We start from the raw sequence: 23,881 nt of genomic DNA, 5'->3' as shown, positions 1-23,881 counted from the left end.
GACGCCCCCTCCCCGTCACGGCAGGTTGGTGACCAGCTCGGAGGCCGCGACCCGGGTGCCGGTGTAGAACGGGATCTCCTCGCGGACGTGCCGCCGCGCCTCGGTGCCGCGCAGGTGGCGCATCAGGTCCACGATCCGGTGCAGCTCGTCGGCCTCGAACGCCAGGATCCACTCGTAGTCGCCCAGCGCGAACGACGCCACGGTGTTCGCCCGCACGTCCGGGTAGTCGCGGGCCTCCTTGCCGTGGTCGGCGAGCATCCGGCGGCGGTCCTCGTCGGGCAGCAGGTACCACTCGTAGGACCGCACGAACGGGTACACGCAGATGAACTTGCGCGGGTCCTCGCCGGCCAGGAACGCCGGGATGTGGCTGCGGTTGAACTCGGCCGGCCGGTGCAGCGCGACCTGGCTCCACACCGGCACCGACGCGCGGCCCAGCGCGGTCCGCCGGAAGCCGGTGTAGGCGGCCTGGACCTGCTCGATCTCCTCCGAGTGCCACCACACCATGAAGTCGGCGTCGGCCCGCAGCCCCGCCACGTCGTACACGCCGCGCACGACGACGCCCTTGGCCTCCAGCCCGTCGAGGTACTCCTGCGCCTCGGCGGCGGCGGGGCCGCGCTCGTCGGGCAGCCGGCCGGGCTCCACCCGGAACACGGACCACATGGTGTAGCGGATGGTGTCGTTGAGCTCGGTGTAGTTCAGGCGGGCCATGGCCCCATCCTCTCACCCGGGCCGGGGCACCCGCCCGAGCACGTGGGCGGCGACACGGGCCGCCGCCGCGTCGCCGGTGGCGATGCACGCCGGCACGCCGACGCCGTGCAGGGTCGCGCCGGCGACGGCCAGCCCGGGCACCCCGGACACCGCGTCCTCGACGCGCCGCACCAGGTCCAGGTGGCCCACGCCGTACTGCGGCAGCCCGCCGCCCCAGCGGGTGACCGCCACGTCGACGGGCACGGCGGTGACCCCGGTCAGCTCGGCCAGGTCGGCGCGGACCGAGGCGACCAGGTCCTCGTCGTCACGGCGCAGCGACTCGATTTCGCCGTGCCGGCCGACGCTGCCGCGCACCAGGACCGGGCCGCCGGCGAGGTGCGCCCACTTGCGGCTGGAGAAGGTGAACGCCTTGGCGGTGAACGGGGTGCCGTCCGCGTACCGCTCGCCCTCGGCCAGCAGCACGCCGGAGCGGTCCGGCAGCGCGGTGCCCGGCGGCAGCGCGAGCGCCACCACGGCCATCGACGCCACCTCGACGCCGGCGAGGGCCCGGGACGCGGCGGGCACCGCGTCGGCCAGCAGCTTGCGGGCGGCCGGCGCGGGCACGGCCAGCACCACGCCGTCCACGTCCAGGTGGGCGGGCGCGGTCGCGGAGCCGACCTCCAGCCGCCAGCCGTGCTCGCGGCGGACCAGCCCGCGCACCGGCAGGCCCAGCCGGACCTCCGCCGAGGCGGCCTCGGCCAGCCGCTGCACCAGGGCCGACAGCCCGCCGGCGAGGGTGCCGAAGACGGGCGGCCGGCGGCCGTGCGGCTGGGGCGGGGCGGGCATCGCGGTCGCGGCGGCGGCCAGCAGCGAGCCGACGCCTGAGTCCAGCGCGGCGGCGAGCTGCGGCATGGTGGCGCGCAGGCCCAGCGCGTCCGGGCGGCCCGCGTAGACGCCGCCCAGCAGCGGTCCGACCAGCCGGTCGCCCACCTCGGGGCCGAACCGCTCGCGCAGCAGCGCGCCCACCGCGACGTCCGCGCCGGCCAGCTCGACCGGCGGCAGCGCCGGCTCGGCCGCCACCCGGCGCAGCCCCTCGGCGCTGAGCACCTGGCGGACCGCCTCGACCGACGCCGGCACGCCCAGCACGGTGTGCGCGGGCACCGGGCGGACCTCGCCGCCCGCGCGGATCGTCGCGGGCACGCCGGTCGGGTGCACGAGCCGGTCGGCCAGGCCGAGTTCGGCGACCAGCTCGGCCGCCTCGGGCCGGCGGTGCAGGAACGCCTCCGCGCCCACGTCGCAGGCGAGCCCGCCGACCTCGTCGGTGCGCAGCTTCCCGCCCAGCCGCGAGGTCTGCTCCAGCACGGTGATCCGGGCGGTCGGCCCGAGCAGGCAGCGCATCCGGTGCGCGGCGACCAGACCGGAGACGCCGCCACCGACCACCGCGACGTGCAGCGCGCTCATCGTGCCCGGTGCACCCACTCGACGGCCCGGGTGATCGCGTCCGGGTCGGTGTCCGGCAGCACCCCGTGGCCGAGGTTGAAGATGTGCCCGGCGGCGGCCCGGCCCTCCTCGACGATCCGGTCGACCTCGCGGCGCAGCGCCGCGTCGCCCGCGAACAGCAGCGCCGGGTCCAGGTTGCCCTGCACCACCGGCTTGGGCAGGTGCGGCGCGGCGGCCTCCAGCCGGCGCACGGCCACGTCCAGCGGGACCCGCCAGTCGACGCCGACCACGTCCGCGCCGGCCTCGCGCATGGCGGGCAGCAGCTCGCCGGTGCCCACGCCGAAGTGGATGCGCGGGACGGTGGTGATGCTGCCCAGCACGCGGGCGGAGTGCGGCAGCACGAACTCGCGGTAGTCGCGCTCGGACAGCGCGCCCGCCCAGGAGTCGAACAGCTGCACGGCCTTCACGCCCGCCGCCACCTGCACCCGCAGGAACTCGGCGGTGAGGTCGGCGATCCGGCCCAGCAGCAGGTGCCACAGCTCCGGGTCGGCGTGCATGAGCGCCTTGGTGCGCTCGTGGTTCTTGCTCGGCCCGCCCTCGACCAGGTAGGAGGCCAGCGTGAACGGCGCACCCGCGAACCCGATCAGCGGCACGTCGCCCAGCTTCGAGTTGAGCAGCCCGATCGCGTCGGCCACGGGCTGGACCTGCTCCGCCTCCAGCACGGGCAGCGCGTCCACGTCGGCCCGCCCGGAGATCGGCTTGGCCACGACCGGCCCGGTGCCGGGCACGATGTCGAGGTCGACACCGGCCGCCTTGAGCGGCACCACGATGTCGGAGAACAGGATCGCGCCGTCCACGTCGTGCCGGCGGACGGGCTGGAGCGTGATCTCGCAGACCATCTCCGGGTCCAGGCACGCGTCGAGCATCGACGTGCCCGCGCGCAGCTTCCGGTACTCGGGCAGGGACCGCCCCGCCTGCCGCATGAACCAGACCGGGGTGCGCGCCGGGACGCCGCCGCGCGCGGCGACCAGCAGTGGTGCGGTGGTGTTGTCGCTCATCTCGCGTCCCATGCTCCCACGGCGGCCCCTCCGCCCGGTGCCGGGTCCCGGCGTGCCGCGCTCACTCAACGGGGTTTAGGGGCATACAGTCCGTGGTGTGACCGGACTGGCGGCTGAGCCCGAACTGTTCCGGCGGGCGGTGGCGACGCTCAAGTCGGTGCGAACCCGACCCGAGCTGGAGCCCACCGAGGTGCGCCCGCCGCAGCGCCTCGCACCCTGGGCGTTCGCGCTGACGGCCGAGGCCACCGGTCCGTCGGACGAGCTGTCCACCGGGCGGCTGGTGCTGCTGCACGACCCGGACGGCGTGGAGGCGTGGTCCGGCGTGTTCCGGCTGGTCGCCTACGTCCGGGTGGAGCTGGACCCGGAGCTGGCCGCCGACCCGCTGCTGCCCGAGGTCGGGTGGTCGTGGCTGGTGGAGGCGCTGCAACTGGCGGACGCCGGGTTCCTGGCGCTGGGCGGCACGGTGACCCAGACGTCGTCGGCCAGGTTCGGCGACATCGCGGGCCCGGCCCGCACCGACGACCTGGAGCTGCGGGCGTCGTGGACCGCGCGCGACGCGGAGCTGGCCGCGCACGGCACGGCGTTCTACGAGGTCATGGCCACGGCCGTCGGCCTGCCGCCGGTCGGCGTGAGCACCTTGCGCTGACCCCGCCCGCCGGCGGGAGTGCCCGGGACGGCCGGCGCCGACCGTCCCGGGGCGTCCTCACCAGCCGTGCGCGGAGTCGTTGTCGCGCAGCACCCGCAGCGCGTTGGCCCCGGCGAGCTTGGCGCAGTCGTCCTCGCTCCACCCGCGCCCCAGCAGCGCCCCGATCAGGTCGGGGTAGCCGGAGACGTCCTCCAGGCCCGTGGGCTGGGTCGGCACGCCGTCGTAGTCGCCGCCGAGGCCGATGTGGTCGATGCCGGCGACCTCGCGCGCGTGCTCGACGTGCGCGACCACGTCGTCCAGCGTGACCTCGGGCGGCTCGACGTCCCACGTCCGCTGGAACCGCTCGCGCGCCTCCAGGTCGTTGTGCCGGAGCCCGGCCTCCGCCATGGCCTCCTTCATCCGCTGGTCCCAGGCCGTGTGCCGGGGCGAGACGAAGGCGGGCACGAAGGTGATCATGCACACGCCCCCGTTGGCCGAGAGCCGCTCCAGGACCGCGTCCGGCACGTTGCGCGGGTGGTCGGCGACCGCCCGGCAGGACGAGTGGGTGAACAGCACCGGCCGGGTCGACGCGTCCAGCGCGGCGTTCATGGTGGTCTCGGCGACGTGCGAGAGGTCGACGATCATGCCGACGCGGTTCATCTCGCGCACCACCTCGACGCCGAAGGGCGTCAGGCCGCCGTGCTCCGGGGTGTCGGTGGCGGAGTCGGCCCACGGGGTGTTCTCGTTGTGGGTGAGCGTCATGTAGCGGACGCCCAGCCTGCGCAGCGCCCGGAGCGCGCCCAGCGACGAGTTGATGCTGTGCCCGCCCTCCGCGCCCAGCAGGGACGCGATCCGGCCCGACCGGAAGACCTCCTCGGCCTCATCGGCGGTCGTGGCGAGGCCCAGGACGTCCGGGTAGCGCGCGCACAGCTCCCGGACCAACTCGACCTGCTCCAGGACGGTGGTCACGGCTGCGTCGCCCGCCAGGGCGCACGGGACCCACACGGACCAGAACTGCATCCCCAACCGGCCCTGCCGAGACCGCAAAAAGTCGGTCTGGAGGGCGGGCTGGAGTACCCGGAGGTCCACCTGTCGGGCACCTGAAGACCCGTCGCCGGCCGTTGACTTTTCACCGATTTGCGCCTCGCCGGCCAGTTCCCGGAGTGCCCAGGGGAGGTCGTTGTGACCGTCGACGAGGGGTACCCGGGCCAGCAGATCCTCGGCCCGGCCTCGCAGTGTGGTGCTCGCCACCGGCAACTCCTCTGTGTCGTCGTGAGAGGGACTCGCGTTACCCGCCCTATCCAGTTGTCCACCGATCGTGTGACAGCAGGGGCCATCAGTGACAACTCATTCGGGATAGATACCCGATTGATCGTCCCGTAGACCCGCTTGGGCGGCTACGCTGCCCCAGACGACACCACTTTCGGTCGATCAGTGGCGCGGCTGATTGGACGAAAGTCCCGGTGCCGGTCGGGGGGCACGACCGACTCCAGGGAGGTAGTGACGTGGCTGCCGTCGGCTTAGGTCAGGCCGTTCGTACCACGCCAGCCGGCACGTTGCCGGCGAACATGGTCCCGCACCCGCGGGAGGAGCTTTTTTCAGTGCTGGTGGTCGACGACCACCCACTGCTGAGGGAGGCGATATCGGCTCGGCTCACCCAGATGGGAGCCGGGACAGTGCATGAGGCGGCTTCGGTCGCGGAGGCTCGGGCGCGGGCACTCGCAACCGGACCGTGCGATCTCGCGATCCTCGATCTGGGTCTGCCGGATGGCACCGGCATCGACCTGGTCACGGAACTCCGTGCCCAGGGCTGGCCCCGCATCGTGGTCCTCGCGTCCTCCGACGACCCCTACGCGGTCAGGTCGGCCTTCCAGGCGGGCGCCCAGGCGTACCTCCTGAAGTCCGCCTCGCCGATGGTGGTCACCGACGGGGTGCGCAGGGTCCTCGACGGCGGCGTCTACGCAGATCCGAGCGTCGCGCCCGTGCTCGCCGCGGGCACCCGCGTGCCGGGCACCGACAACACGCCGCGGGAGCTCTCCGCGCGTGAGGTCGAGGTCCTCCAGCTGGTCGCCGATGGCCAGAGCAACAAGGAGATCGGCGAAGCGCTCAGCCTTTCCGCGCTGACGGTGAAGTCCCACCTGTCGCGGATCGGGCGCAAGCTGGGCACCGGGGATCGGGCTCAGATGGTCGCGCTGGCCATGCGTGCCGGCGTGATCCGCTGACCGGGTCGCCACACTGAACGGGCCGAACACACCCGCGAGTGGTGCGTTCGTCGTAGGGTCTTCCGCCGTGGACGTACCCTCCGACGAGCCAACCGAACCAACCGGAGCTGATCCGGTCCCGCTGACGGAACCCGCTGATGGGGTTCCGCCGGTGGTGGCCGACGCTCAGGCGCTCCGGCGTGCCGCTGACGCGCTCGCCGGGGCGACCGGTCCGGTTGCGGTGGACACCGAGCGAGCCTCGGGATACCGCTACTCGCAACGCGCTTACCTGGTGCAACTGCGCCGGGCGGGTGCCGGGACCGTGCTGGTCGACCCGATCGCCCTGGGCGGTCGGCTCGACCCGCTGGTCGCGGCGCTGGACGGGACAGAGTGGGTGTTGCACGCGGCGTCCCAGGACCTGCCGTGCCTCGCCGAACTCGACCTGCGTCCGAGCGCGCTGTTCGACACCGAGCTGGCGGGCAGGCTGGCCGGTTTCGAACGGGTGGCGCTGGGCACGCTCGTGGAGCGCCTGCTCGGCTATCGGCTGGAGAAGGGGCACGGCGCGGCCGACTGGTCGCGCCGTCCCCTTCCCGAGGACTGGTTGAACTACGCCGCCCTGGACGTCGAGCTGCTCGTGGAGCTGCGCGACGTCCTGGAGGACGAGCTGGACAAGCAGGGCAAGCTCGGCTGGGCCCGGGAGGAGTTCGAGGCGGCCCGCACGGCACCGCTGCCCAGACCGAGGGCGGAACCGTGGCGGCGCACCTCGGGCATCCACCGCATCCGCAGCCCGCGCCAGCTCGCGGCCGTGCGCTCCCTGTGGGAGACGCGGGACGCGCTGGCCCGGGAGCGCGACATCGCACCCGGCCGGGTGCTGCCGGACAGCGCGCTGGTCGAGGCCGCCGTGCGCAACCCGCCCGACGAGGCGGGGCTGCTGGCCCTCCCGGTGTTCCGGGGCCGGGCGCAGCGCCGCATGGTCGCCGTGTGGCTGGGTGCGCTGCACCGCGCCGCCGCCCTCCCGCGCACCGAGCTGCCCGAGTCCTCCCAGCAGCACGAAGGACCGCCGCCGGCGAACCGGTGGTCGGACAAGGACCCGGCCGCGGCGGCCCGCCTGGCCGCCGCCCGCACGGCGCTGACCGCCGTGGCCGAGGCGAACACCCTGCCGGTGGAGAACCTGCTGCTGCCCGACCTGGTGCGGCGCACCTGCTGGCAGCCGCCCGAGGACCTCTCGACCGGGGCCGTGGCCTCGGTGCTGCGCGAGGGCGGGGCGCGCGAGTGGCAGATCGGTTTGACCGCCGAACCGCTGGCAGCGGCGCTCTCGGCACCCCGCACGACGAGCTGACCGGCGGGGGCCGCCCGACCCGGGCGGCCCCCTCGGTTCACCTGTCGTCGTCGGCGCACTCCCGCTCGGGCGACCCGGGGCCGCCCGGCTCCCGCTCGCCCCGGTCGCGCCGCACGGACATCTCGCGGCGCGCGAGGCGGCGCACGGCGGCCAGCGCCGCGTCGCCCAGGACCGTCCCCACCGCGACGACCTCCATTGCCGCGTCCTTGGTGGGCGCGGACAGCACGTAGTCCAGGTCCTGCGCGGCCAGGGCGGTGCCCGCCCGCGCGTACCCGTCGAGCTGCGCCGGGAACGAGTCCAGGCCGATGTCCCGCGCGGTGGCCAGCACCGACACCAGCGACTGGAACGCGTCGGACCGGGGCCGGTAGCCCCACCCCTGCCGGGTGACGAACTCGCGCGCCTGCTCGTGGGCCACCTCGTCGTCCGTGGTCGCCCCGGTGCCGGCGACGGCGGTCTCCACCGTCCCCATCGCCTTGTGCAGGGACTTCTCCGGGTCCTCCAGCGCGCCCAGCACGTCGCGCACGGCCGCGATGGACAGCCCGCCGACCTCGACCAGCGCGCGCACCAGCCGCAGCCGGTGCAGGTGCGCCTCCCCGTACCGGGCCTGGTTGGGGCTGGTCAGCTCACCGGCGGGCAGCAGGCCCTCCCGCAGGTAGTACTTGATCGTCGGCACGGGCACGCCGGTCCGGCGGCTCAGCTCAGCGATGCGCATGGCCCTCTTCCTGAGACGGCTCTCAGTATGGATACTGTAGCTATCCGATAGTAGAAAGTGTTGCTATCCACAACTAGGAGCCGACCGTGCCCCGCTTCCTCAGGCAGCACCCGCCACTGGCGCTGTTCACCCTGCTCATGACCGCCGTCACCCTCGTCTCGCTGCTCGGCCTGGTGCTGGACGACCGCATTCTGGTGGGGTCCCCGATCTGGTTCAAGCCGTTCAAGTTCGGCGTCTCCCTCGCCCTCTACGGGGTGACCCTGGCCTGGATGCTCACCTTCACCACCCGGCTGCGGCGCACCACGTGGTGGGCGGGCACGGTCGTCGCGGTCGCGGGCACCCTCGAAATGGTGATCGTGGTCGGCCAGGTCGTGCGCGGCAGGCAGAGCCACTTCAACGCGCTGACCCCGTTCGACGCGACCCTCTTCCAGGTCATGGGCGTGACCATCGCGGTGGTGTGGGTGATGCACGCGCTGATCGCCGCCGCGCTGCTCCGGTCGCGGTTCACCGACCGCACGGCCGGCCTGGCGATCCGGCTGGGCCTGGTGCTCGGCCTGGTCGGGCTCGCCCTGGGCGCGCTGATGACCGGGCCCACCGACGTGCCGGGCATCGTGGGCGCGCACACCGTCGGCCTGCCCGACGGCGGCCCGTACCTGCCGGTCACCGGCTGGAGCACGGCCGGCGGCGACCTGCGGGTGCCGCACTTCGTCGGCATCCACGCCCTCCAGGTCGTCCCGCTGCTCACCACGGCGTTCGGCCGGCGCGCGAACCCCAGGCTGGTGTGGGTGCTGGCGCTGTCCTACGCGGGCCTGGTGGCGCTGGTGCTGTGGCAGGCGCTGCGCGGCCAGCCGCTGTTCCGCCCGGACGGCACGACCCTGCTGGCACTGCTCGGCCTGGTGGTGGCGACGGGCGCCGCCGGGTGGTGGGCACTGCGGGCACGTCCGGCGCCGGCGCCGGCCGCGAAGGAGGTCGTGGCCGCGTGACCGGGTTCCTGTTCGACCTCGCGTTCTGGCTGACCGTCCCGTTCTGGGGCCTGATGATCTTCGCGCCGAAGTGGCGCACGACGGCGCGCATCGCGTCGTCGCCGCTGATCGCCGTGCCGCCGCTGGCCGTGTACACGGCACTGGTCGTCGGACACCTGCCCGAGTTGTGGGCGACGATGAGCGATCCGGACCTGGACGGGGTGAGGGAGTTCCTGACCACGGCGTGGGGCACGTCGGCGGTGTGGGCGCAGGTGCTCGCGTGGGACCTGCTGGTCGGGGCCTGGATGTACCGGGAGAGCCGCCGGGTGGGCCTGCACCCGCTGCTGATGGGACCGCTGCTGCTGTTCACGATCGTCCTCTCGCCGTTCGGGTTCGCGCTGTTCCTGGCCGTCCGGGCGTTCTGTGACACACCCGACAGGGCGACCACGGTGGTTACCGACGAGTAACCTGGGCTAGAGTTGGGGTTACCGATCGGTAGGAGTCGCGTCCCCCGGCCGGTGGATCGAACCGTCACCACAAGTGGAGGAGACGCCGTGGCCGCACCAGTAGCGCCGGCACGCGTTCGGAACGTGGTCTTCGTGGACGGCGTGCGCACGCCGTTCGGCAAGGCCGGCCCCAAGGGAATCTTCGCGGAGACGCGTGCCGACGACCTGGTGGTCAAGGTGATCCGCGAACTGCTGCGGCGTCACCCCGAGCTGCCGCCGGAGCGGGTGGACGAGGTCGCCATCGCGGCCACCACCCAGATCGGCGACCAGGGCCTCACCATCGGCCGCACCGCCGCGCTGCTGGCGGGCCTGCCCAAGTCCGTGCCCGGCTACGCCGTCGACCGGATGTGCGCGGGCGCGATGACCGCCGTCACCACCGCCGCGAGCGGCATCGCCTTCGGCGCGTACGACGTGGTCGTCGCCGGCGGCGTCGAGCACATGGGCCGGCACCCGATGGGCGAGGGCGTCGACCCCAACCCGAGGTTCCTGTCCGACAAGATCGTGGACCCCTCCGCCCTGGTCATGGGCTCCACGGCGGAGAACCTGCACGACCGGTTCCCGGCCATCACCAAGGAGCGCGCCGACGCCTACGCGGCGGCGTCCCAGGCCAAGTACGCCGACGCGGTGAAGAACGGCAAGATCGGCCCGGAGCTGGTGCCGGTCGCCACCCGGTCCGCCGAGCACGGCTGGGGCCTGGCCACCGCCGACGAGCCGCCGCGCCCCGGCACCACCGTCGAGGACCTGGCCAAGCTCAAGACCCCGTTCCGCCCGCACGGCCGGGTCACCGCGGGCAACGCGGCGGGCCTCAACGACGGCGCGACCGGCTGCATCCTGGCCGACGAGGAGACCGCCCGCGAGCTGGGCCTGCCGGTCGGGATGCGGCTGGTCGGCTACTCGTTCCTGGGCGTCGAGCCCGAGGTCATGGGCGTCGGACCGGTGCCCGCCACGGAGAAGGCGCTCAAGCGCGCCGGGCTGACCATCGACGACATCGGCCTGTTCGAGATCAACGAGGCGTTCGCCGTGCAGGTGCTCGCCTTCCTCGACCACTTCGGCATCGCCGACGACGACCCCCGGGTCAACCAGTGGGGCGGCGCGATCGCCACCGGCCACCCGCTCGCCTCGTCCGGCGTGCGGCTGATGACCCAGCTCTCCCGCCAGTTCGCCGAGCGCCCGGACGTGCGCTACGGCATCACCACCATGTGCATCGGCATCGGCATGGGCGGCACGGTCATCTGGGAGAACCCCCACTGGAACGGAGACGCCAAGTGACCGCGCTGACCGCCGACGAGGCCAAGGCCCTCTTCCCCGACGAGGTCGTGACGCACGCCCGCACGCGGCTGGTGACCGTGCCGGGCGTGACCGGGCAGGTCGCCCTGATCACCCTCGACAACGGCCACGACCACACCCGCCCGTCCACCTTCGGCCCGCAGTCGCTGGTGAGCCTGGGCGCGGCGTTCGACGAGGCCGTCGCCGCGTCGCCCGCCGCCATCGCGGTGACCGGCAAGCCGTTCGTCTTCGCGGTGGGCGCGGACCTGAGCGCCGTGGAGAACGCGTCCGGCCGGGAGCAGGCGCTCGCGATCGGCCGGCTCGGCCACGACGTGTTCCGCAAGTTCACCGAGTCGACCGTGCCGACCTTCGCGTTCGTCAACGGCGCGGTCATGGGCGGCGGCCTGGAACTGGCGCTGTCCTGCCACTACCGGACGCTGGCGTCCAACGCGGCGGCCATCGCGCTGCCCGAGGTCTTCCTCGGCCTGTTCCCCGGCTGGGGCGGCACGCAGCTGCTGCCGAACCTGATCGGCGCGCACGACGCGGTCACCGTGATCTTCGAGAACGCGTTGAACCAGAACCGGATGCTGTCCCCGAAGCAGGCGCTCGACCTGGGCATCGCGGACGTCCTGTTCGACTCGGCGGACTACCTGGAGCAGTCGCTGCGGTGGCTGGCCTCGGTCGTGCGCGGCGACGTGACGCCCGCCCGCCGCGAGATCGACCGGGGCGAGGCGTGGGACGCCGCCGTGGCCCGCGCCCGCGCGATCGTCGAGGGCAAGACCAAGGGTGCCGCGCCGGGCGCGTTGAAGGCGCTGGAACTGCTGGAACTGGCGCGCGCCAACGACTTGGACGCGGGCTACGCCGCCGAGACCGAGGCGCTGGCCGACGTCGTCATGAGCGACGAGCTGCGGGCCGGTTTGTACTCGTTCAACCTGGTGCAGAAGCGGGCCAAGCGGCCGGCGGGCGCACCGGACCGGTCGCTGGCGCGCAAGGTCACCAAGGTCGGCATCGTCGGCGCGGGCCTGATGGCCTCGCAGATGGCGCTGCTGTTCGCCCGCCGGCTGGAGGTGCCGGTCGTGCTGACCGACGTCGACCAGGCGCGGGTGGACAAGGGCGTCGGCTACGTGCACGGCGAGGTCGACAAGCTGCTGGGCAAGGGCCGGGTGTCGCCGGACAAGGCCAACCGGCTCAAGGCGCTGGTGACCGGGTCGCTGGACAAGGCGGCGTTCGCGGACGCGGACTTCGTCATCGAGGCCGTGTTCGAGGACCTGGACGTCAAGCGCAAGGTGTTCGCCGAGGTCGAGCAGTTCGTCTCGCCCGAGGCGGTGCTCGCCACCAACACCTCGTCGCTGTCGATCACCGACATGGCCGCCGGCCTCAAGCACCCCGAGCGGGTCGTGGGCTTCCACTTCTTCAACCCGGTGGCGATCATGCCGCTGCTGGAGATCGTCCGCGCCGGGCAGACCGACGACGCGACCCTGGCCACCGCGTTCGCCGTGGGCAAGCAGTTGAAGAAGTCGTCCGTGCTGGTCAAGGACGCGCCCGCGTTCGTGGTGAACCGGCTGCTGACCCGCTTCATGGGCGAGGTCGTGAAGTCCGTCGACGAGGGCACGCCGTTCGAGGTGGCCGACCGGGCGACCGAGCCGCTCGGCCTGCCGATGTCGCCGCTGGTGCTGCTCCAGCTCGTCGGCGCACCGGTCGCGCTGCACGTCGCGGAGACCATGCACGGCGCGTTCCCCGACCGGTTCGGCGTGTCGGAGAACATGAAGGCGTTCGTCGCGGCGGGCAAGAACGCCGTGTGGCAGTGGGACAGCGCCGGCAAGCAGACCGTCGACCCCGAGGTGCAGGCGCTGTGGCAGTTCGGCGACGAACCGCTGACCGGTGAGGAGGTCAAGGCGCGGGCGCTGGAGGCGCTGGCCGAGGAGATCCGGCTGATGCTCGACGAGGGCGTGGTCGCCGAGGCGCAGGACATCGACCTGTGCATGATCCTCGGTGCCGGCTGGCCGTTCTGGCTCGGCGGCATCACCCCGTACCTCGACCGGTCGGGTATCTCCGAGAAGGTGACGGGCAAGCGGTTCCTCGCCCCCGGCGTGGCCTCCGTACCGGCCTGACCTGCGTGGTTCGTCGTGCGCCCGGTCCTCCCCCACGGGAGGGCCGGGCGCACTGCGTTACGAGCCCGTCACCCGAGCGTGTGTCTCGGCCTGGCAGGCGGGTGAGCAATGCTCATACCGGTGGGTCTTGGTCGATCTTGGTGTGATGACGCCGCACCGCCGAAGAGCCCGCGCCCGACGTCCCCTGCCGGACCCGGTCCGGGTGGACGAACTGGTCGCCTACCTGCGCGCGGACCGCGCCTGGCGGGACGAGGTGGCCCGCAGGCTCGTCGCCCGGCTCGACCAGCGCCTGGTGCGCTCGGCGAAGGCGTGCGGCTGCCGGCCGCTGGCGCACGTGGCGGAGGAGCTGGACAGCCAGGCGTGCGTCGACCTCGGCCCCGGCGCCCCGTACCAGCTCGCGAAGGCCGTCTACGGCCAGGTGCGCCTGCGGGGCGCGGCCCGCCTCCGCCACACCGCCCGCAGCCTCCGCGTCCTGGGCGTCTACCTGTGCGGCAACGACCTGGCCCAGTGCCCGTGCACGGCGGCCCTGGCCCGCGACCCCCGGCAGGACAAGGTCGACCGCGTGGTGTCCGGCGCGCTGGACGGCGCGGGCTTCTGACGGGGGACCGACTTCCCGCCCACGGGAAGACCGCCCGACCGCCGGGAGGCCGGGCGGTACGAAGCGGTCGTCCCGGTGGCGTCCGGCGCCACCGGGACGACCGCGCCACCCCCGCCCCGGGCACGGGTCACGTTTCGACCGTCACCCACGCGGGCACAATTGACTACCATGGGTGATATTCGGATCGGCACCTCGGGCTGGCGGTACCCGCGCTGGCGCGGCGACTTCTACCCGCGCGGCCTCCAGCAGCGGCTGGAGCTGGAGTTCCTGTCGCGGACGCTGAACACCGTCGAGCTCAACGGCCCCTTCTACGGCCTGCACAAACCCGCCCACTACCAGTCCTGGTACGACCGCACGCCCGACGACTTCGTGTTCGCGGTCAAGGCGCACAAGGAGATCACGCACTTCCGCCGATTACGCGACGCCGACGACGCGGTGGACGAGTTCTTCGGGTCCGGCGTGCTGGAGCTGCGCGACAAGCTCGGCCCGATCCTGTGGCAGCTGCCGCCGACGCTCCCGCACCGGCCCGACCGGCTGGCCGCGTTCCTCGACCACCTGCCGGGCCCGCCGGTCCGGCACGCGCTGGAGATCAGGCACCCCACGTTCCTGGTGCCCGAGGTGACCGACCTGCTGACCCACCACGGCGTGGCGCTGGTCGCGGCCGAGTCGGCGGGCCGCTTCCCGGAACCCGACGAGCCGACGGCGGGCTTCGCCTACGCCCGCCTGCACGGCGACCGCGAGCTGTACGTCAGCAAGTACTCCGACGAGGCGCTGCACCGGTGGGCGGACAGGGTCCGCGCGTGGTCGGCGGACCGCGACGTGTTCGTCTACTTCGACAACACCATGCACGGCGCGGCCCCGCACGACGCCCGCGCGCTCGCCGCACTGCTCACCTAGCCCGCACTCGGTCGCGTCAGAGCCGGGGCACGCGGTCGAGCACGATCCCGAAGTGCTCGGCGTGCGCCGCGATGATGCCGTCGTCGTCCAGCACCCGTTCCCACCGCTCGTCGCCCTCGGTGACGATCAGCCGGTCGCCGGCCACGGTCACCCGGCCGCCGGGCGTCGGCAGCGAGCACCGGGCCCCGCGCCGGAACGGCGACCCCGGCCACGTCTGCTGGTACCAGCACGTCGCCCGGAACTCCTCCAGCGCGCGGGGCCGCAGCTCCAGCCGGTACTGCACCACGCCGCCGTGCAGCACGTCGAGGTCGCCCTCGGGCGTGTCGACCAGCCGGAACACCCCCTCCGAATCGGTCTGGTCGGCCCGGTCGGCCAGGTCCAGCGGTCGCACGGCGAACCGCCCGAACCCCACGTCCAGCAGGAGGTCGCCCACCCGCAGCGCCAGGTGGTCGAACGGCGGCCCGAACACGCCGTCGGCGAACACCTTGGCGGACAACATCTCCACCGGGTGCCCGAGCGCGGTCAGCAGCGCCGCGAAGGCCCCGTTGAGCTCGTAGCAGAACCCGCCCCGGCGGCGGTGGACGACCTTGTCGACCAGCGCGTCCCCGGTGAGCGCGATGGGTTCGCCGAGGTGGATGTCCAGGTTCTCGAACGGCACCGAGGCCAGGTGGCGTTCGTGCAGCTCGACGAGCGTGCAGGCGCGGGTCGCGCCGATCCGGTCCAGGTAGGCGTCGACGGTGGCGGTGTCCATGGGGCCAACTTGCACCCCGCACCCCCGTGGAGGTCAATGGTTCTGTGATCCGGATCGGCACGAGCGGCTGGACGTACCCGCCGTGGCGCGGGGTGTACTACCCGAAGGGGCTGCCGCACGAGCAGGAGCTGGCGCACCTGGCGGGCGAGTTCGACTCGGTGGAGGTCAACGGCACGTTCTACGCCCTGCAGAAGCCGGAGAGCTTCCGGAAGTGGTCCGCGCAGACCCCGGACGACTTCGTGTTCGCCATCAAGGGCAGCCGGTTCATCACCCACATGAAGCGCCTGCGCGACCCCCACGACGCCCTGTCCCGCTTCCTGGAGTCGGGGGTGCTGACCCTGGGCCCGAAGCTGGGCCCGTTCCTCTGGCAGCTCCCGCCGACCCTCCGGTTCGACCCGGCCCTGCTCGCCGACTTCTTCGCGGTCCTGCCCCGCGCGCACGACGGCAGGCCGCTCAGGCACGCGCTGGAGGTCCGCCACGACTCCTTCCGCGACCCGCGCTTCCTCCCGCTGCTGGAGGAGCACGGCATCGCGTCGGTCGTCGCGGACACGGCGCGGACGTTCATCGAGCTGGACGCCGTCACCGCCGACTTCGCCTACGTCCGCCTGCACGGCGACGAGGAGCTGTACACCAGCGGCTACACCGACGAGTCCCTGGACCGGTGGGCTGCGAAGATCCGCGCCTGGTCGCAGACCCGCGACGTGTACGCGTACTTCGACAACGACGCCAAGGCGATGGCCCCGCGCGACGCGAAGGCGCTGGCCGCGCGGCTGGCCCCCGAGTAGCCGATCCCGGCGGTCCGCCCCACAATTCGGGTCGGAGGTGCCCGGCGATGACGAAGAGCCTGCTGACCGCCTTGACGATCACGACCGCCGCCCTGGTCTCCAGCGGCACCGCCACAGCCCAACAACCGGCCCCCACCTGCGACCGGGGCGAGTTCTGCGCGTGGTCGGGCACGAACTACACGGGCGCGCTGCAACGCCTGGACCTGGAAACGGCCAACCCGAACGAGTGCATCCCCCTGAAGGACGACCTGGTGGCCCGCTCGTTCGTGAACAACCTGACCCGCGACGCCTCGGTGTTCCAAGGGGCCACCTGCTCCACCGAGGCGGAGTTCACCACCTACCCGGGCAAGGGCACCTACGTCCCCGACGCCCCGTTCGTGGTCCGCGCGATCCAGGTCTGGGGCCCGTGAGGTCGGACTCGGCATACCCAGCAGGAGTAAGTGCCCGGCCCCGGTGGTCAGGTGCACGAGCTCGGTGGGTCTCTGTGCCTCCTCCGTTCGGATGACGGACCCGGTTCGAGCGCGGACCTGGCACGATGGGCCGGACTGATCGGCGGGCAGGGAGGCGCGAAGCCCAAGTGGATGAAAATTCGAAGCGGTGGCACGAGATCACGCAGTCGGCGTTCGGCCACGAGCGCGCCGCACTGCGTCAGGTCCGCGAACTGCTCCCGGACCGCCACCCGTTCGAAGCGTGGTCGAACTTCACCTTCACCTCCCAGCACGGGCACGTCCGTGAAGTCGACCTGCTGGTCACCACACCGAGCGGGCTGCACCTGATCGAGATCAAGAGCCTCCAGGGCAAGCTGACCAACCAGAACAACATCTGGGTGCAGCACCGCCCCAACGGTCGGGTGCGCACGTTCGACAACCCGTTGGCACTGGCGAACCAGAAGGCCATGGAGCTGAAGAGCCTCCTGCTCCAGGCCGCGCGCCGGGACGGGGTGCACGTGCCGTACGTCGCCGCGGCGGTGTTCCTGTCCGAGGCGGGGCTGGACTGCCGCCTGAGCGAGTCGCAGCGGCACGGGGTCTACGGCCCCGAGCACGGCACGCCCCTGGCGAGGATCGGCTCGGACCTGCTCACCGGCCAGGTCAGCCGCTCGCCCGTGCCACCGGAGTTCTTCATCGCGCTGCCCCGCCTGCTCCGGAGCATCGGCATCCACCCGACGCGGCGCAGCGTCACCGTCGGCGCGTGGCAGATCGAGCCGCGCCCCTACGAGAGCGGCCCCACCTGGCAGGACCACCACGCGACCCGGGAGGACATGCCTGGCGAGTACCGCCGGGTGCGGATCTACCTCTACGAGCGCGAGGCTGACCGGGACAAGCGCGAGTCGATCCGGGCTGCGGCGGAGCGCGAGTTCCGGGCCTGCCAGGGCATCCGGCACCCCGGCCTGCTGCGACCGGTCGACTTCGTCGCGCACGAGTTGGGGCCGGCGCTGCTGCTGGAGCAGCAACCGGAGGCGATCCGGTTGGACCACTACATCGCGCAGCACCACGCTGCGCTCGACCTGCCGACCCGCCTGGACCTGGTGCGACAGCTCGCCGAGGCGGTGAACTACGCCCACGAGCGCAGGCTGGTGCACCGGGCGTTGTCACCGCGCGCGGTGATCGTCCAGCCGACCGGTGGTGACTGGCTCCGGCCGCAACTCCAGGTGGGCGAGTGGCAGGCAGCCGCACGGGGACTGTCCGGGCCGACCACCGGTCACCGCCTGCGCCCCAGCAGCGGTGCCGCCGCGCACATCGAGTCCGCGGCGACGCCCTACCTCGCCCCGGACTTCACCGACGACCCGGACGGCACGGTCGCGATCGACGTCTTCGGCGTCGGGGCCATCGCTTACCTGGTGCTGACCGGGCAGGCCCCCGCCGCGCCCGCCGACCGGGCCCAGGGCCACGACGGCCTGCACCCTCAAGCCGCCGACGACAGCATCCCCGACGACCTGGACGCGGTGATCGCGCTGGCCACCACCCCCGTGGTGGCCGACAGGTTCCCCGACCTCGCGCTGTTCCTGGAGGAGTTGGCCGACGCCACCCGGATCGACGTCACCGGCACCGAACGGGAGGACCCGTGGGACGCCGGCCTCGGCCAGCGCCTCGCGGACTCCGACTACGTGGTGCGCAAGGTGCTGGGGACCGGCGCGACCGCCCGTGCGTACTTGGTCGACCACGACGGCATCGACACCGTCGTGAAGGTGTCCCGGTCGGCCGAGGCGGAAGACCGGCTGGTCGACGAAGCGCACTCGCTGGAGCACCTGCGCCACGACCACATCGTCGTGCTGCGCCGGAGCCTGTTCCCCCTCGGCAGCCGGCACGCGATCGAGATCGACTACGCCGGGGAGCGCTCGCTGGCCCAGGTGCTGCGCGACGAGGGCGCCCTGTTGCCGGACAAGCTCCAACTGCTCGGGGACCAACTGCTCGACGCGCTGTCCTACCTGGAGCGCAAGGGTGTCGTGCACCGCGACATCAAGCCGGACAACCTCGGCCTGCGCAGTCACCCGAAGACCGGGCAGGCCCTGGTGCTGTTCGACTTCTCGTTGGCGGGCGCACCGCCGAACGACGTGCAGGCGGGTACGCGCGGCTACCTGGACCCGTTCCTCGGCACCGACCGGCGGCCGGGCTACGACGCACACGGCGAGCGGTACGCCGCAGCCGTCACGCTGCACGAGATGGCCAGCCTGGAACTGCCGACGTGGGGTGACGACGGCACCAACCCGAAGTTCCACGGCCACCCGGCCACGATCGCGAGCGAGCTGTTCGAAGCCGGCCTCCGCGAGCCGCTGCGAACCTTCTTCGGCAAGGCGCTGCACCGCGACGCCGAGCAGCGGTTCACCTCCGCCTCGCAGATGCGCGAGGCGTGGCGGCAGGTGTTCACCGCGCTGGACGAGACCGGTCCCGCCGCGATCTCGTCGTCCGGTTCGGACGACCCGGCCGAGCTGCGGCAGGAAGCCGCCGAACGGGCGGGTCTGGACACCGCGCTCGACGCGGCCGGCTTGACCTTGCGCGCGGTGGCCGTGGCGAACAGGCTGGGCGCGAACACGGTCGGCGACCTGCTGGACCTGCGGCTGAACGAGGTGCGCCGAGCGCGCGGGCTGAGCCGGAAGACGCGGACCGAACTGCTCGACCGGATTTCCGCGTGGCGCACCCGGTTGGTGTCCGACCCGAGCGCGATGCGCCCGCTGCCGCTGCCGGAGGTCGGGGATCCCGCCCGCCTCCCGCTCGACGCACTCGTCCCGCTGCTGCTGCCGACGGCCAAGCGACGCAACGACACGCAGGCCGCGATCAGCCGCTTGCTGCTGGGACTGCCGGACACGGACGGAACGCTGCCCGCCACCCGGTGGCCGACCAACCGGGCGGTGGCCGACCGCACGAACGTGACGCCGGGGCGCATTGCCCAGGTGCTGACCGCTCGCCGCAAGGCGTGGTCGGAGCTGGATGTGCTGGAAGGCGTGCTCGACGAGGTGGTCGACGCGCTGACGTCGTTGCGCCGGGTGGCCGCCGCAGAGGAACTCGCCGAGCTGCTGCTCGCCCAGCACGGCTTCGCCGACATGACGGACCCCGGGTTGCGCACCGCGTACGCGTACGCGGTGCTCCGCGCCGTCTACGAGGTGGACTCGATCCGGGAGGAGAGGAGGCTGGTGCTGCGCAGGCACCACGACCGCCTGCTGGTGGCGTTGCAGGTCGGCCAGGACGAGCCGGTCGAGACGCCGTCGGACGAGGCGTTGCTCGGCCTGGCCACCGCTCTGGCGGACGCGGCGACCGCTCTCGCCGCGCAGGACCCCCTGCCCACGCCGACCGCCGTGGTGCGCGAACTGGCCGCGTGCGGGGAGCGGTTCGGTGAGGCGTTCGACGAGAAGCGGCTGGTGCGCTTGGCCGCGGCGGGGTCCGGGGCGGTTCTGTCCAACGTGCGCATGGAGCTGTACCCGCGTGACCTGCCGGCGGTGCGGGCCTTGCGCCTGTCACAGGCCGGTGCCGGGTTGCCGGCGGACGGTCTGAGCGCTGAAGCGGTGCAGCGGCGGGTCGACAACCGGTTCCCCGGCCTCGACCGGCTGCCGACCGGGCGGGCGCTGAAGGAGTTGCTGGTCGAAGCAGGTTTCTCGGTGCGGTGGGACGGCGAGCGATTCGGTCCGCCCGAGCCCCGGCTCACCGCCGTCACACCGGACCTGACGTCGTCCACGGGCTCGGTGAGCCGCCCCCTGGTCGAGGGCACGGCCGCAGGGGACGTGGACGCGCGGTTGGCCGACGTCGCCCGGCGTGGCGGCATCCGCGTCGTCACCGTCCGGCTCAAGCGGTGGGCTCGTGCCCGGGCTGCGGTGGAACTCGCCCTCGGCTTGCCCGTGGTGGACGCGACGACCGCGTTCGTGGCCGCTCTGCGCGAGGTCGCCCGGGAGTTGCGCATCCCGGACTTCGACCGGGTGTTGCGCGCGGACGCGGCGGAGGCGGGCAGCAACGACCAACTCAACCTCCACCGGGTGGTGGAGCAGGCGTGCCAGCGGCTGGAAGCGGACTGGACGGGCCGCCACGTGCTGGCGCTGGACGGTCTGACGCCGCTGGGTCGTTACCCGGCCGCCCAGGCGCTGCTGGAGAAGCTCTGCGACCGCGCACGCTACGGCCGGACGGCGGGTGGCCCGGCCGGTCCGGACACGGTGGTGCTGCTGTGCCCGGCGGAAGACGAGACGAAGGCCCCTCACATCAATGGTTACGTCATCAGGGTGAATTCACCGGAGGAATGGATCATCGCCCGATCTCCTTGGCCGCCGACCGGAATACTGCACCCGCAAGCGGGCTGAGAGTCACGTGCCGCTCTGGCACGTGACTCCTGCGCGCCCGCTCGTGCACACGCACAGCGACAACTGCTGAGCACTACGTGACCGGCGCAGGAAGAGGGGATCATGCCGTTCGTGGCGGACGGCGGCGGCGGAGCGGGCGCTCCAGCCGCCGCCCCGGTGGCCATGCAGGTCGCACCGGACCAGGTCCTGGCGCTGAAGGCCAAGTACGAAGAGGTCCGGGACGAGGTGCAGGACTTCCTCACCCGGGAAGAGTGGAGTCTCATCGGCCAGACGGCGGTGGCGACCGACGAAGTGTCCGTGGATGCCGCAGGCACTTTCGTGGGCAACGCAGCGGTTGCCGTCGAGGTCACCAGGTTGTTCCTGGTCGAACTCACCCGCAACATCGAACAGCTCGAAAGCGCCGCGCGAACATATCGACTGGTGGAAGACGTCAACACCGATGTCATGCATGAGCGGAACCGAGGGCTCTGACCACCATGCGACGATCTCTGTTCGCGGTACCGGCTCTCGCGTGCGTGCTCGTGCTCGGCTCCTGTTCAGGTGAGGGCGGCACACCCCGGCCCGACCCGACCGCAACGACAGCCACCACGTCGTCCACGCCGACCTCGTCCCACGCCCGGCCTCGCGATGTGACGCTCGACGGCCGAAAGCCGTGCGACCTGCTGACACCCGCACAGCTGACGAGCTTCAGCATCGACCGCCCCGGTCAGCCCCTGGACGTGCCGACGCTCAAGGCAACCGGCTGCGCTTGGACGGTGAACGGTGCGTCCAACCTGATCGTGCCGGTCACGGCGGACGGCATCGAGGTGTGGACGGAGGGCAACCACGTCGGCAAGCCGGCCGACATCGACCCGATCGCGGGCTTCAGGGCCGTCACCTTGACCACGACGCTGAACCCCAACCGGTGCGACGTGCTGGTCGACACGGCCGCCGGGCAGTACCTGGCCGCCGGGTTCTCCCTGGTCACCGACAAGCCGGAGAATTTCCCCGAGCCGTGTGATCGAGCCCGCCGGTTGGCCGAGGCCGCGATGCAGAACCTGCTGAAGTGAGAGGGGGCCGCTGATGGGAATCGGTGAGCACAACTTCGACGCGCAGTCGCACCGCGCGCTCTACGACAAGATCCACGCCGGTCCCGGGCACTCCGCTGCCCGCACCGTGGACGACGCGTGGAACAGCTTCCGGGCGGTCATGGGCAACGCCAAGTCGAACCTGGAGTCGGCGATCCGCGACGCGCGGGCGGTCTGGATCGGTGCGGCCGGCGAGCAGTTCAGCGCGAGTTCCGCGCCGTTGGTGACGTGGGCCGAGGACCTGCGCACGGCCGGCGTCAAGACGCACGACGCCTTTTCCGCACAGACCTCCTACTACGGAGGCGCCAAGACGGCGATGCCGGAACCGGTGCAGGTGACGTCCACCGCCAACGACGACTACTGGGGCATTCCGGCGGGGTTCCAGCACCTCGTCGGCGGGCTGACCGACCAGGACGTCCAGGAGAGCGCGGCGAACGAAGCCAAGCGCCAGGCAGTCCGGGTGATGAACGGGTACCGGGACGACGCCGCCTCCGCCGTCGACGCACTCGGCGAGTTCGTGCCACCACCTCAGGTCGCCACTCGGGTGGCCGAGCCGACCTTCGCACAGCCCGAGGCGCACGACCAGTACGCGCCGCGCTTCTCCGACCTGGGTTCGACGGACACGAGTTCCGCCTCGCAACGGCAGTCTGCGCAACCCCAGATCACTGCGCCGCCGACCTTCTCGTCTGGCGACGACGTGCACACCTCGGTGGCCCAGCCTCCCTCCGAAGTCGCGCCCCGGCCGACGCCGTCACCGACACCACCTCTCCCCACGCCCGGACCGACGCCGCCGGGGGAGCCGCCGGCTTACCGGCCGCTGCCCGGCCCTCCGGGGCGACGGGAACAACAGGTCGTGCGGCCGAATCCGCCACGTCCGCCCGCTGATGCTCCCCGTTACACCCGCGACCGCAGACCACCGGGCAGCACGCCACACATCCCGCCCGCAGGCGGCTCGCACACCGGAGGCACGCCCCGGTTCGGTGGCGGCGCACCCACGCCCCCGGGCCAGCCGCTCGGACCCGGCCACTCGTCGGGCGTCGCACCGGACACCCAATCCCCCCGCGCGGGCACGGCCGGCGGCCACGTTCGTGCAGCGGCAGGCGTGTCGCCGGTGGCAGGCGGCGTGGCAGGGGCCCCGCAGCGCGGCCGGGGTGAGGATGACATCGAGCACGAGACCGCCCCCTACCTGGAGGAACTGGCGGACGTCTGGGGCGAGGAGAGCCTGCCGAACGTCGCGCCCCCGGTGATCGGGGACGACCACCGGTGAGATTCGCCCTGTCCCGGCTGGAGTTCGACCTGTGCTGGGAGCACCTGAAGCTGGGCGAGTACCCGACGATCTTGACGATCCCCTCGCACGGTGCGACCTCCGACGAGCGCCGAACGCTGCTGGCCGACGCGTGGCGAGGTTTGGCCGCACGGGGTCTGGTCGAGCGCGGCGACCTCGACCCGAGGCTGGCGGGGTGGCTGGAACTGCTGGCCCGCCCCGACCGGGAGGTCGACGCCCGACTCCGCCTGGACGACGGCCCGCGGGTCCGCGCGGTTGCAGCGGCCCGGCGCGGGCACGCCGTACTCGCGACGTTGACAACGGAAGCGTTGGCCCTGCACCGGATCGACGAGAGCGGTCTGGCCGACGCCGTGGTGTCGCTGCTACCGGCGCACCAGGCTCCCCGCTCACGCTCGATCAGCGTGCTCGCGGCCGATCTGGAGAAGGCCGCTTCAGTCGCCGGCACGTCGGCGTCCAGGATGGAGATGGCCCTGCGGGACAACGGCGTTCCACGTCCCGACGCGCAGAAGATCGCTTCGGTCCTGGGCGGTGTGACGCGGATGGGGCAGTTCGGCACGGCGGTCCGGCCGCTGCGCAACGGCAGCCCCGGACCACGGGTCCGGGGTCCGTACGCGGTGTCGTTCTACGACACCGCAGAAGGTCGCTGGCAGTTCACCCGACGCCCGTCAGGTGACGGTCGGGACTGGTCCACCCTGAGCCCGGCCGACCACCAACGGCTGGTTCACTCCGTGTCGGAACTGCTGTCCGCCACCGGCTGAGCGCGTTCGGCGGGCTCCTGGTCGACCTGGTTGGCCAGGAGTTCCGCCACCTC

The 23,881-nt window shown here is 72.7% G+C and carries 22 protein-coding genes; 16 read left to right on the top strand and 6 right to left on the bottom strand.

What is annotated here, in order from left to right; genetic code table 11:
- Positions 1-15: 15 nt before the first annotated feature.
- From hemQ to hemE, 3 genes are read right to left on the bottom strand one after another with little or no spacing between them, the layout of a single operon-like run.
- Positions 16-708, bottom strand: a complete 693-nt coding sequence (gene hemQ, locus AB0I60_RS04380; RefSeq protein ID WP_360725801.1) for a hydrogen peroxide-dependent heme synthase — start codon at positions 706-708, stop codon at positions 16-18.
- Positions 709-720: 12 nt separating this feature from the next.
- Positions 721-2,148, bottom strand: coding sequence for a protoporphyrinogen oxidase (gene hemG / locus AB0I60_RS04375; RefSeq protein WP_360725800.1), 1,428 nt, complete (start codon positions 2,146-2,148; stop codon positions 721-723).
- The gene (gene hemE / locus AB0I60_RS04370) at positions 2,145-3,197 is read right to left on the bottom strand and encodes a uroporphyrinogen decarboxylase (protein ID WP_360725799.1); all 1,053 of its coding nucleotides are present in this window, start codon (positions 3,195-3,197) and stop codon (positions 2,145-2,147) included. The genes hemG and hemE overlap by 4 nt, the downstream gene beginning before the upstream one ends.
- Before the next feature lie 85 nt (positions 3,198-3,282).
- Between hemE and AB0I60_RS04365 the strand changes: the two genes are divergently transcribed.
- Positions 3,283-3,831, top strand: a complete 549-nt coding sequence (locus tag AB0I60_RS04365; RefSeq protein WP_360725798.1) for a DUF3000 domain-containing protein — start codon at positions 3,283-3,285, stop codon at positions 3,829-3,831.
- Between the two features lie 57 nt (positions 3,832-3,888).
- On the opposite strand, the gene AB0I60_RS04360 is transcribed toward AB0I60_RS04365, so the two are convergent.
- Complete coding sequence (locus tag AB0I60_RS04360; RefSeq protein WP_360725797.1) at positions 3,889-5,061, bottom strand: dipeptidase; 1,173 nt, start codon at positions 5,059-5,061, stop codon at positions 3,889-3,891.
- 317 nt (positions 5,062-5,378) lie between these two features.
- On the opposite strand from AB0I60_RS04360, the gene AB0I60_RS04355 reads away from it, so the two are divergent.
- Together AB0I60_RS04355 and AB0I60_RS04350 are read left to right on the top strand one after the other, a co-directional pair.
- Positions 5,379-6,032 carry a response regulator transcription factor gene (locus AB0I60_RS04355; protein ID WP_181320591.1) on the top strand — a complete coding sequence of 218 codons (654 nt, stop codon included), beginning with the start codon at positions 5,379-5,381 and terminating at the stop codon, positions 6,030-6,032.
- Positions 6,033-6,099: 67 nt separating this feature from the next.
- On the top strand, positions 6,100-7,350 hold the full coding sequence (locus AB0I60_RS04350; protein ID WP_360725796.1) for a ribonuclease D: 1,251 nt from the start codon (positions 6,100-6,102) through the stop codon (positions 7,348-7,350).
- A 37-nt stretch (positions 7,351-7,387) separates the two neighbouring features.
- Here the strand turns inward: AB0I60_RS04350 and AB0I60_RS04345 are convergent, their stop codons facing one another.
- The gene (locus AB0I60_RS04345) at positions 7,388-8,062 is read right to left on the bottom strand and encodes a MerR family transcriptional regulator (RefSeq protein ID WP_360725795.1); all 675 of its coding nucleotides are present in this window, start codon (positions 8,060-8,062) and stop codon (positions 7,388-7,390) included.
- Positions 8,063-8,148: 86 nt separating this feature from the next.
- On the opposite strand from AB0I60_RS04345, the gene AB0I60_RS04340 reads away from it, so the two are divergent.
- The 6 genes from AB0I60_RS04340 (at position 8,149) to AB0I60_RS04315 (ending at position 14,402) form a co-directional block, all read left to right on the top strand.
- Complete coding sequence (locus AB0I60_RS04340; RefSeq protein ID WP_360725794.1) at positions 8,149-9,045, top strand: hypothetical protein; 897 nt, start codon at positions 8,149-8,151, stop codon at positions 9,043-9,045.
- The gene (locus AB0I60_RS04335; RefSeq protein WP_360725793.1) at positions 9,042-9,491 is read left to right on the top strand and encodes an ABA4-like family protein; all 450 of its coding nucleotides are present in this window, start codon (positions 9,042-9,044) and stop codon (positions 9,489-9,491) included. Before AB0I60_RS04340 ends, AB0I60_RS04335 begins: the two co-directional genes overlap by 4 nt.
- A gap of 87 nt (positions 9,492-9,578) precedes the next feature.
- Positions 9,579-10,799, top strand: coding sequence for a thiolase family protein (locus tag AB0I60_RS04330; protein WP_360725792.1), 1,221 nt, complete (start codon positions 9,579-9,581; stop codon positions 10,797-10,799).
- On the top strand, positions 10,796-12,907 hold the full coding sequence (locus AB0I60_RS04325) for a 3-hydroxyacyl-CoA dehydrogenase NAD-binding domain-containing protein (RefSeq protein WP_360725791.1): 2,112 nt from the start codon (positions 10,796-10,798) through the stop codon (positions 12,905-12,907). The genes AB0I60_RS04330 and AB0I60_RS04325 overlap by 4 nt, the downstream gene beginning before the upstream one ends.
- A 145-nt stretch (positions 12,908-13,052) precedes the next feature.
- On the top strand, positions 13,053-13,505 hold the full coding sequence (locus AB0I60_RS04320; RefSeq protein ID WP_360725790.1) for a hypothetical protein: 453 nt from the start codon (positions 13,053-13,055) through the stop codon (positions 13,503-13,505).
- A gap of 159 nt (positions 13,506-13,664) precedes the next feature.
- Positions 13,665-14,402 carry a DUF72 domain-containing protein gene (locus tag AB0I60_RS04315; RefSeq protein WP_360725789.1) on the top strand — a complete coding sequence of 246 codons (738 nt, stop codon included), beginning with the start codon at positions 13,665-13,667 and terminating at the stop codon, positions 14,400-14,402.
- 16 nt (positions 14,403-14,418) lie between these two features.
- On the opposite strand, the gene AB0I60_RS04310 is transcribed toward AB0I60_RS04315, so the two are convergent.
- Positions 14,419-15,153, bottom strand: a complete 735-nt coding sequence (locus AB0I60_RS04310) for an arylamine N-acetyltransferase (RefSeq protein WP_360725788.1) — start codon at positions 15,151-15,153, stop codon at positions 14,419-14,421.
- Between the two features lie 44 nt (positions 15,154-15,197).
- Here AB0I60_RS04310 and AB0I60_RS04305 point away from each other — a divergent pair, with 44 nt between their 5' ends.
- The 7 genes from AB0I60_RS04305 (at position 15,198) to AB0I60_RS04275 (ending at position 23,828) form a co-directional block, all read left to right on the top strand.
- The gene (locus AB0I60_RS04305; RefSeq protein WP_360725787.1) at positions 15,198-15,938 is read left to right on the top strand and encodes a DUF72 domain-containing protein; all 741 of its coding nucleotides are present in this window, start codon (positions 15,198-15,200) and stop codon (positions 15,936-15,938) included.
- 47 nt (positions 15,939-15,985) lie between these two features.
- On the top strand, positions 15,986-16,348 hold the full coding sequence (locus tag AB0I60_RS04300) for a peptidase inhibitor family I36 protein (protein ID WP_360725786.1): 363 nt from the start codon (positions 15,986-15,988) through the stop codon (positions 16,346-16,348).
- Positions 16,349-16,515: 167 nt separating this feature from the next.
- Positions 16,516-20,718 carry a BREX system serine/threonine kinase PglW gene (gene pglW / locus AB0I60_RS04295; protein WP_360725785.1) on the top strand — a complete coding sequence of 1,401 codons (4,203 nt, stop codon included), beginning with the start codon at positions 16,516-16,518 and terminating at the stop codon, positions 20,716-20,718.
- A 102-nt stretch (positions 20,719-20,820) separates the two neighbouring features.
- Complete coding sequence (locus AB0I60_RS04290; protein WP_360725784.1) at positions 20,821-21,189, top strand: PE domain-containing protein; 369 nt, start codon at positions 20,821-20,823, stop codon at positions 21,187-21,189.
- Between the two features lie 5 nt (positions 21,190-21,194).
- A complete protein-coding gene (locus AB0I60_RS04285; protein WP_360725783.1) occupies positions 21,195-21,767 on the top strand; it encodes a DUF3558 domain-containing protein in 573 nt (190 codons plus the stop codon).
- 13 nt (positions 21,768-21,780) lie between these two features.
- Positions 21,781-23,052 (top strand): PPE domain-containing protein, encoded by a 1,272-nt coding sequence (locus AB0I60_RS04280; protein WP_360725782.1) that lies wholly within the window; start codon positions 21,781-21,783, stop codon positions 23,050-23,052.
- Positions 23,049-23,828, top strand: coding sequence for an ESX secretion-associated protein EspG (locus AB0I60_RS04275; protein ID WP_360725781.1), 780 nt, complete (start codon positions 23,049-23,051; stop codon positions 23,826-23,828). Before AB0I60_RS04280 ends, AB0I60_RS04275 begins: the two co-directional genes overlap by 4 nt.
- Positions 23,829-23,881: the final 53 nt, after the last annotated feature.

This window comes from Actinosynnema sp. NPDC050436 (assembly GCF_040655415.1).
GTDB lineage: Bacteria > Actinomycetota > Actinomycetes > Mycobacteriales > Pseudonocardiaceae > Actinosynnema.
This window is presented reverse-complemented; position numbering and strand designations above follow the sequence as displayed.

Excerpts from the sequence above, each read along its gene's own strand:
- hemQ (WP_360725801.1), bottom strand. The coding sequence starts at position 708 with ATGGCCCGCCTGAACTACACCGAGCTCAACGACACCATCCGCTACACC.
- AB0I60_RS04310 (WP_360725788.1), bottom strand. The coding sequence starts at position 15,153 with ATGGACACCGCCACCGTCGACGCCTACCTGGACCGGATCGGCGCGACC.
- AB0I60_RS04345 (WP_360725795.1), bottom strand. The coding sequence starts at position 8,062 with ATGCGCATCGCTGAGCTGAGCCGCCGGACCGGCGTGCCCGTGCCGACG.
- AB0I60_RS04285 (WP_360725783.1), top strand. The coding sequence starts at position 21,195 with ATGCGACGATCTCTGTTCGCGGTACCGGCTCTCGCGTGCGTGCTCGTG.
- AB0I60_RS04355 (WP_181320591.1), top strand. The coding sequence starts at position 5,379 with ATGGTCCCGCACCCGCGGGAGGAGCTTTTTTCAGTGCTGGTGGTCGAC.
- AB0I60_RS04280 (WP_360725782.1), top strand. The coding sequence starts at position 21,781 with ATGGGAATCGGTGAGCACAACTTCGACGCGCAGTCGCACCGCGCGCTC.
- AB0I60_RS04320 (WP_360725790.1), top strand. The coding sequence starts at position 13,053 with ATGACGCCGCACCGCCGAAGAGCCCGCGCCCGACGTCCCCTGCCGGAC.
- hemE (WP_360725799.1), bottom strand. The coding sequence starts at position 3,197 with ATGGGACGCGAGATGAGCGACAACACCACCGCACCACTGCTGGTCGCC.
- AB0I60_RS04300 (WP_360725786.1), top strand. The coding sequence starts at position 15,986 with ATGACGAAGAGCCTGCTGACCGCCTTGACGATCACGACCGCCGCCCTG.
- AB0I60_RS04290 (WP_360725784.1), top strand. The coding sequence starts at position 20,821 with ATGCCGTTCGTGGCGGACGGCGGCGGCGGAGCGGGCGCTCCAGCCGCC.
- hemG (WP_360725800.1), bottom strand. The coding sequence starts at position 2,148 with ATGAGCGCGCTGCACGTCGCGGTGGTCGGTGGCGGCGTCTCCGGTCTG.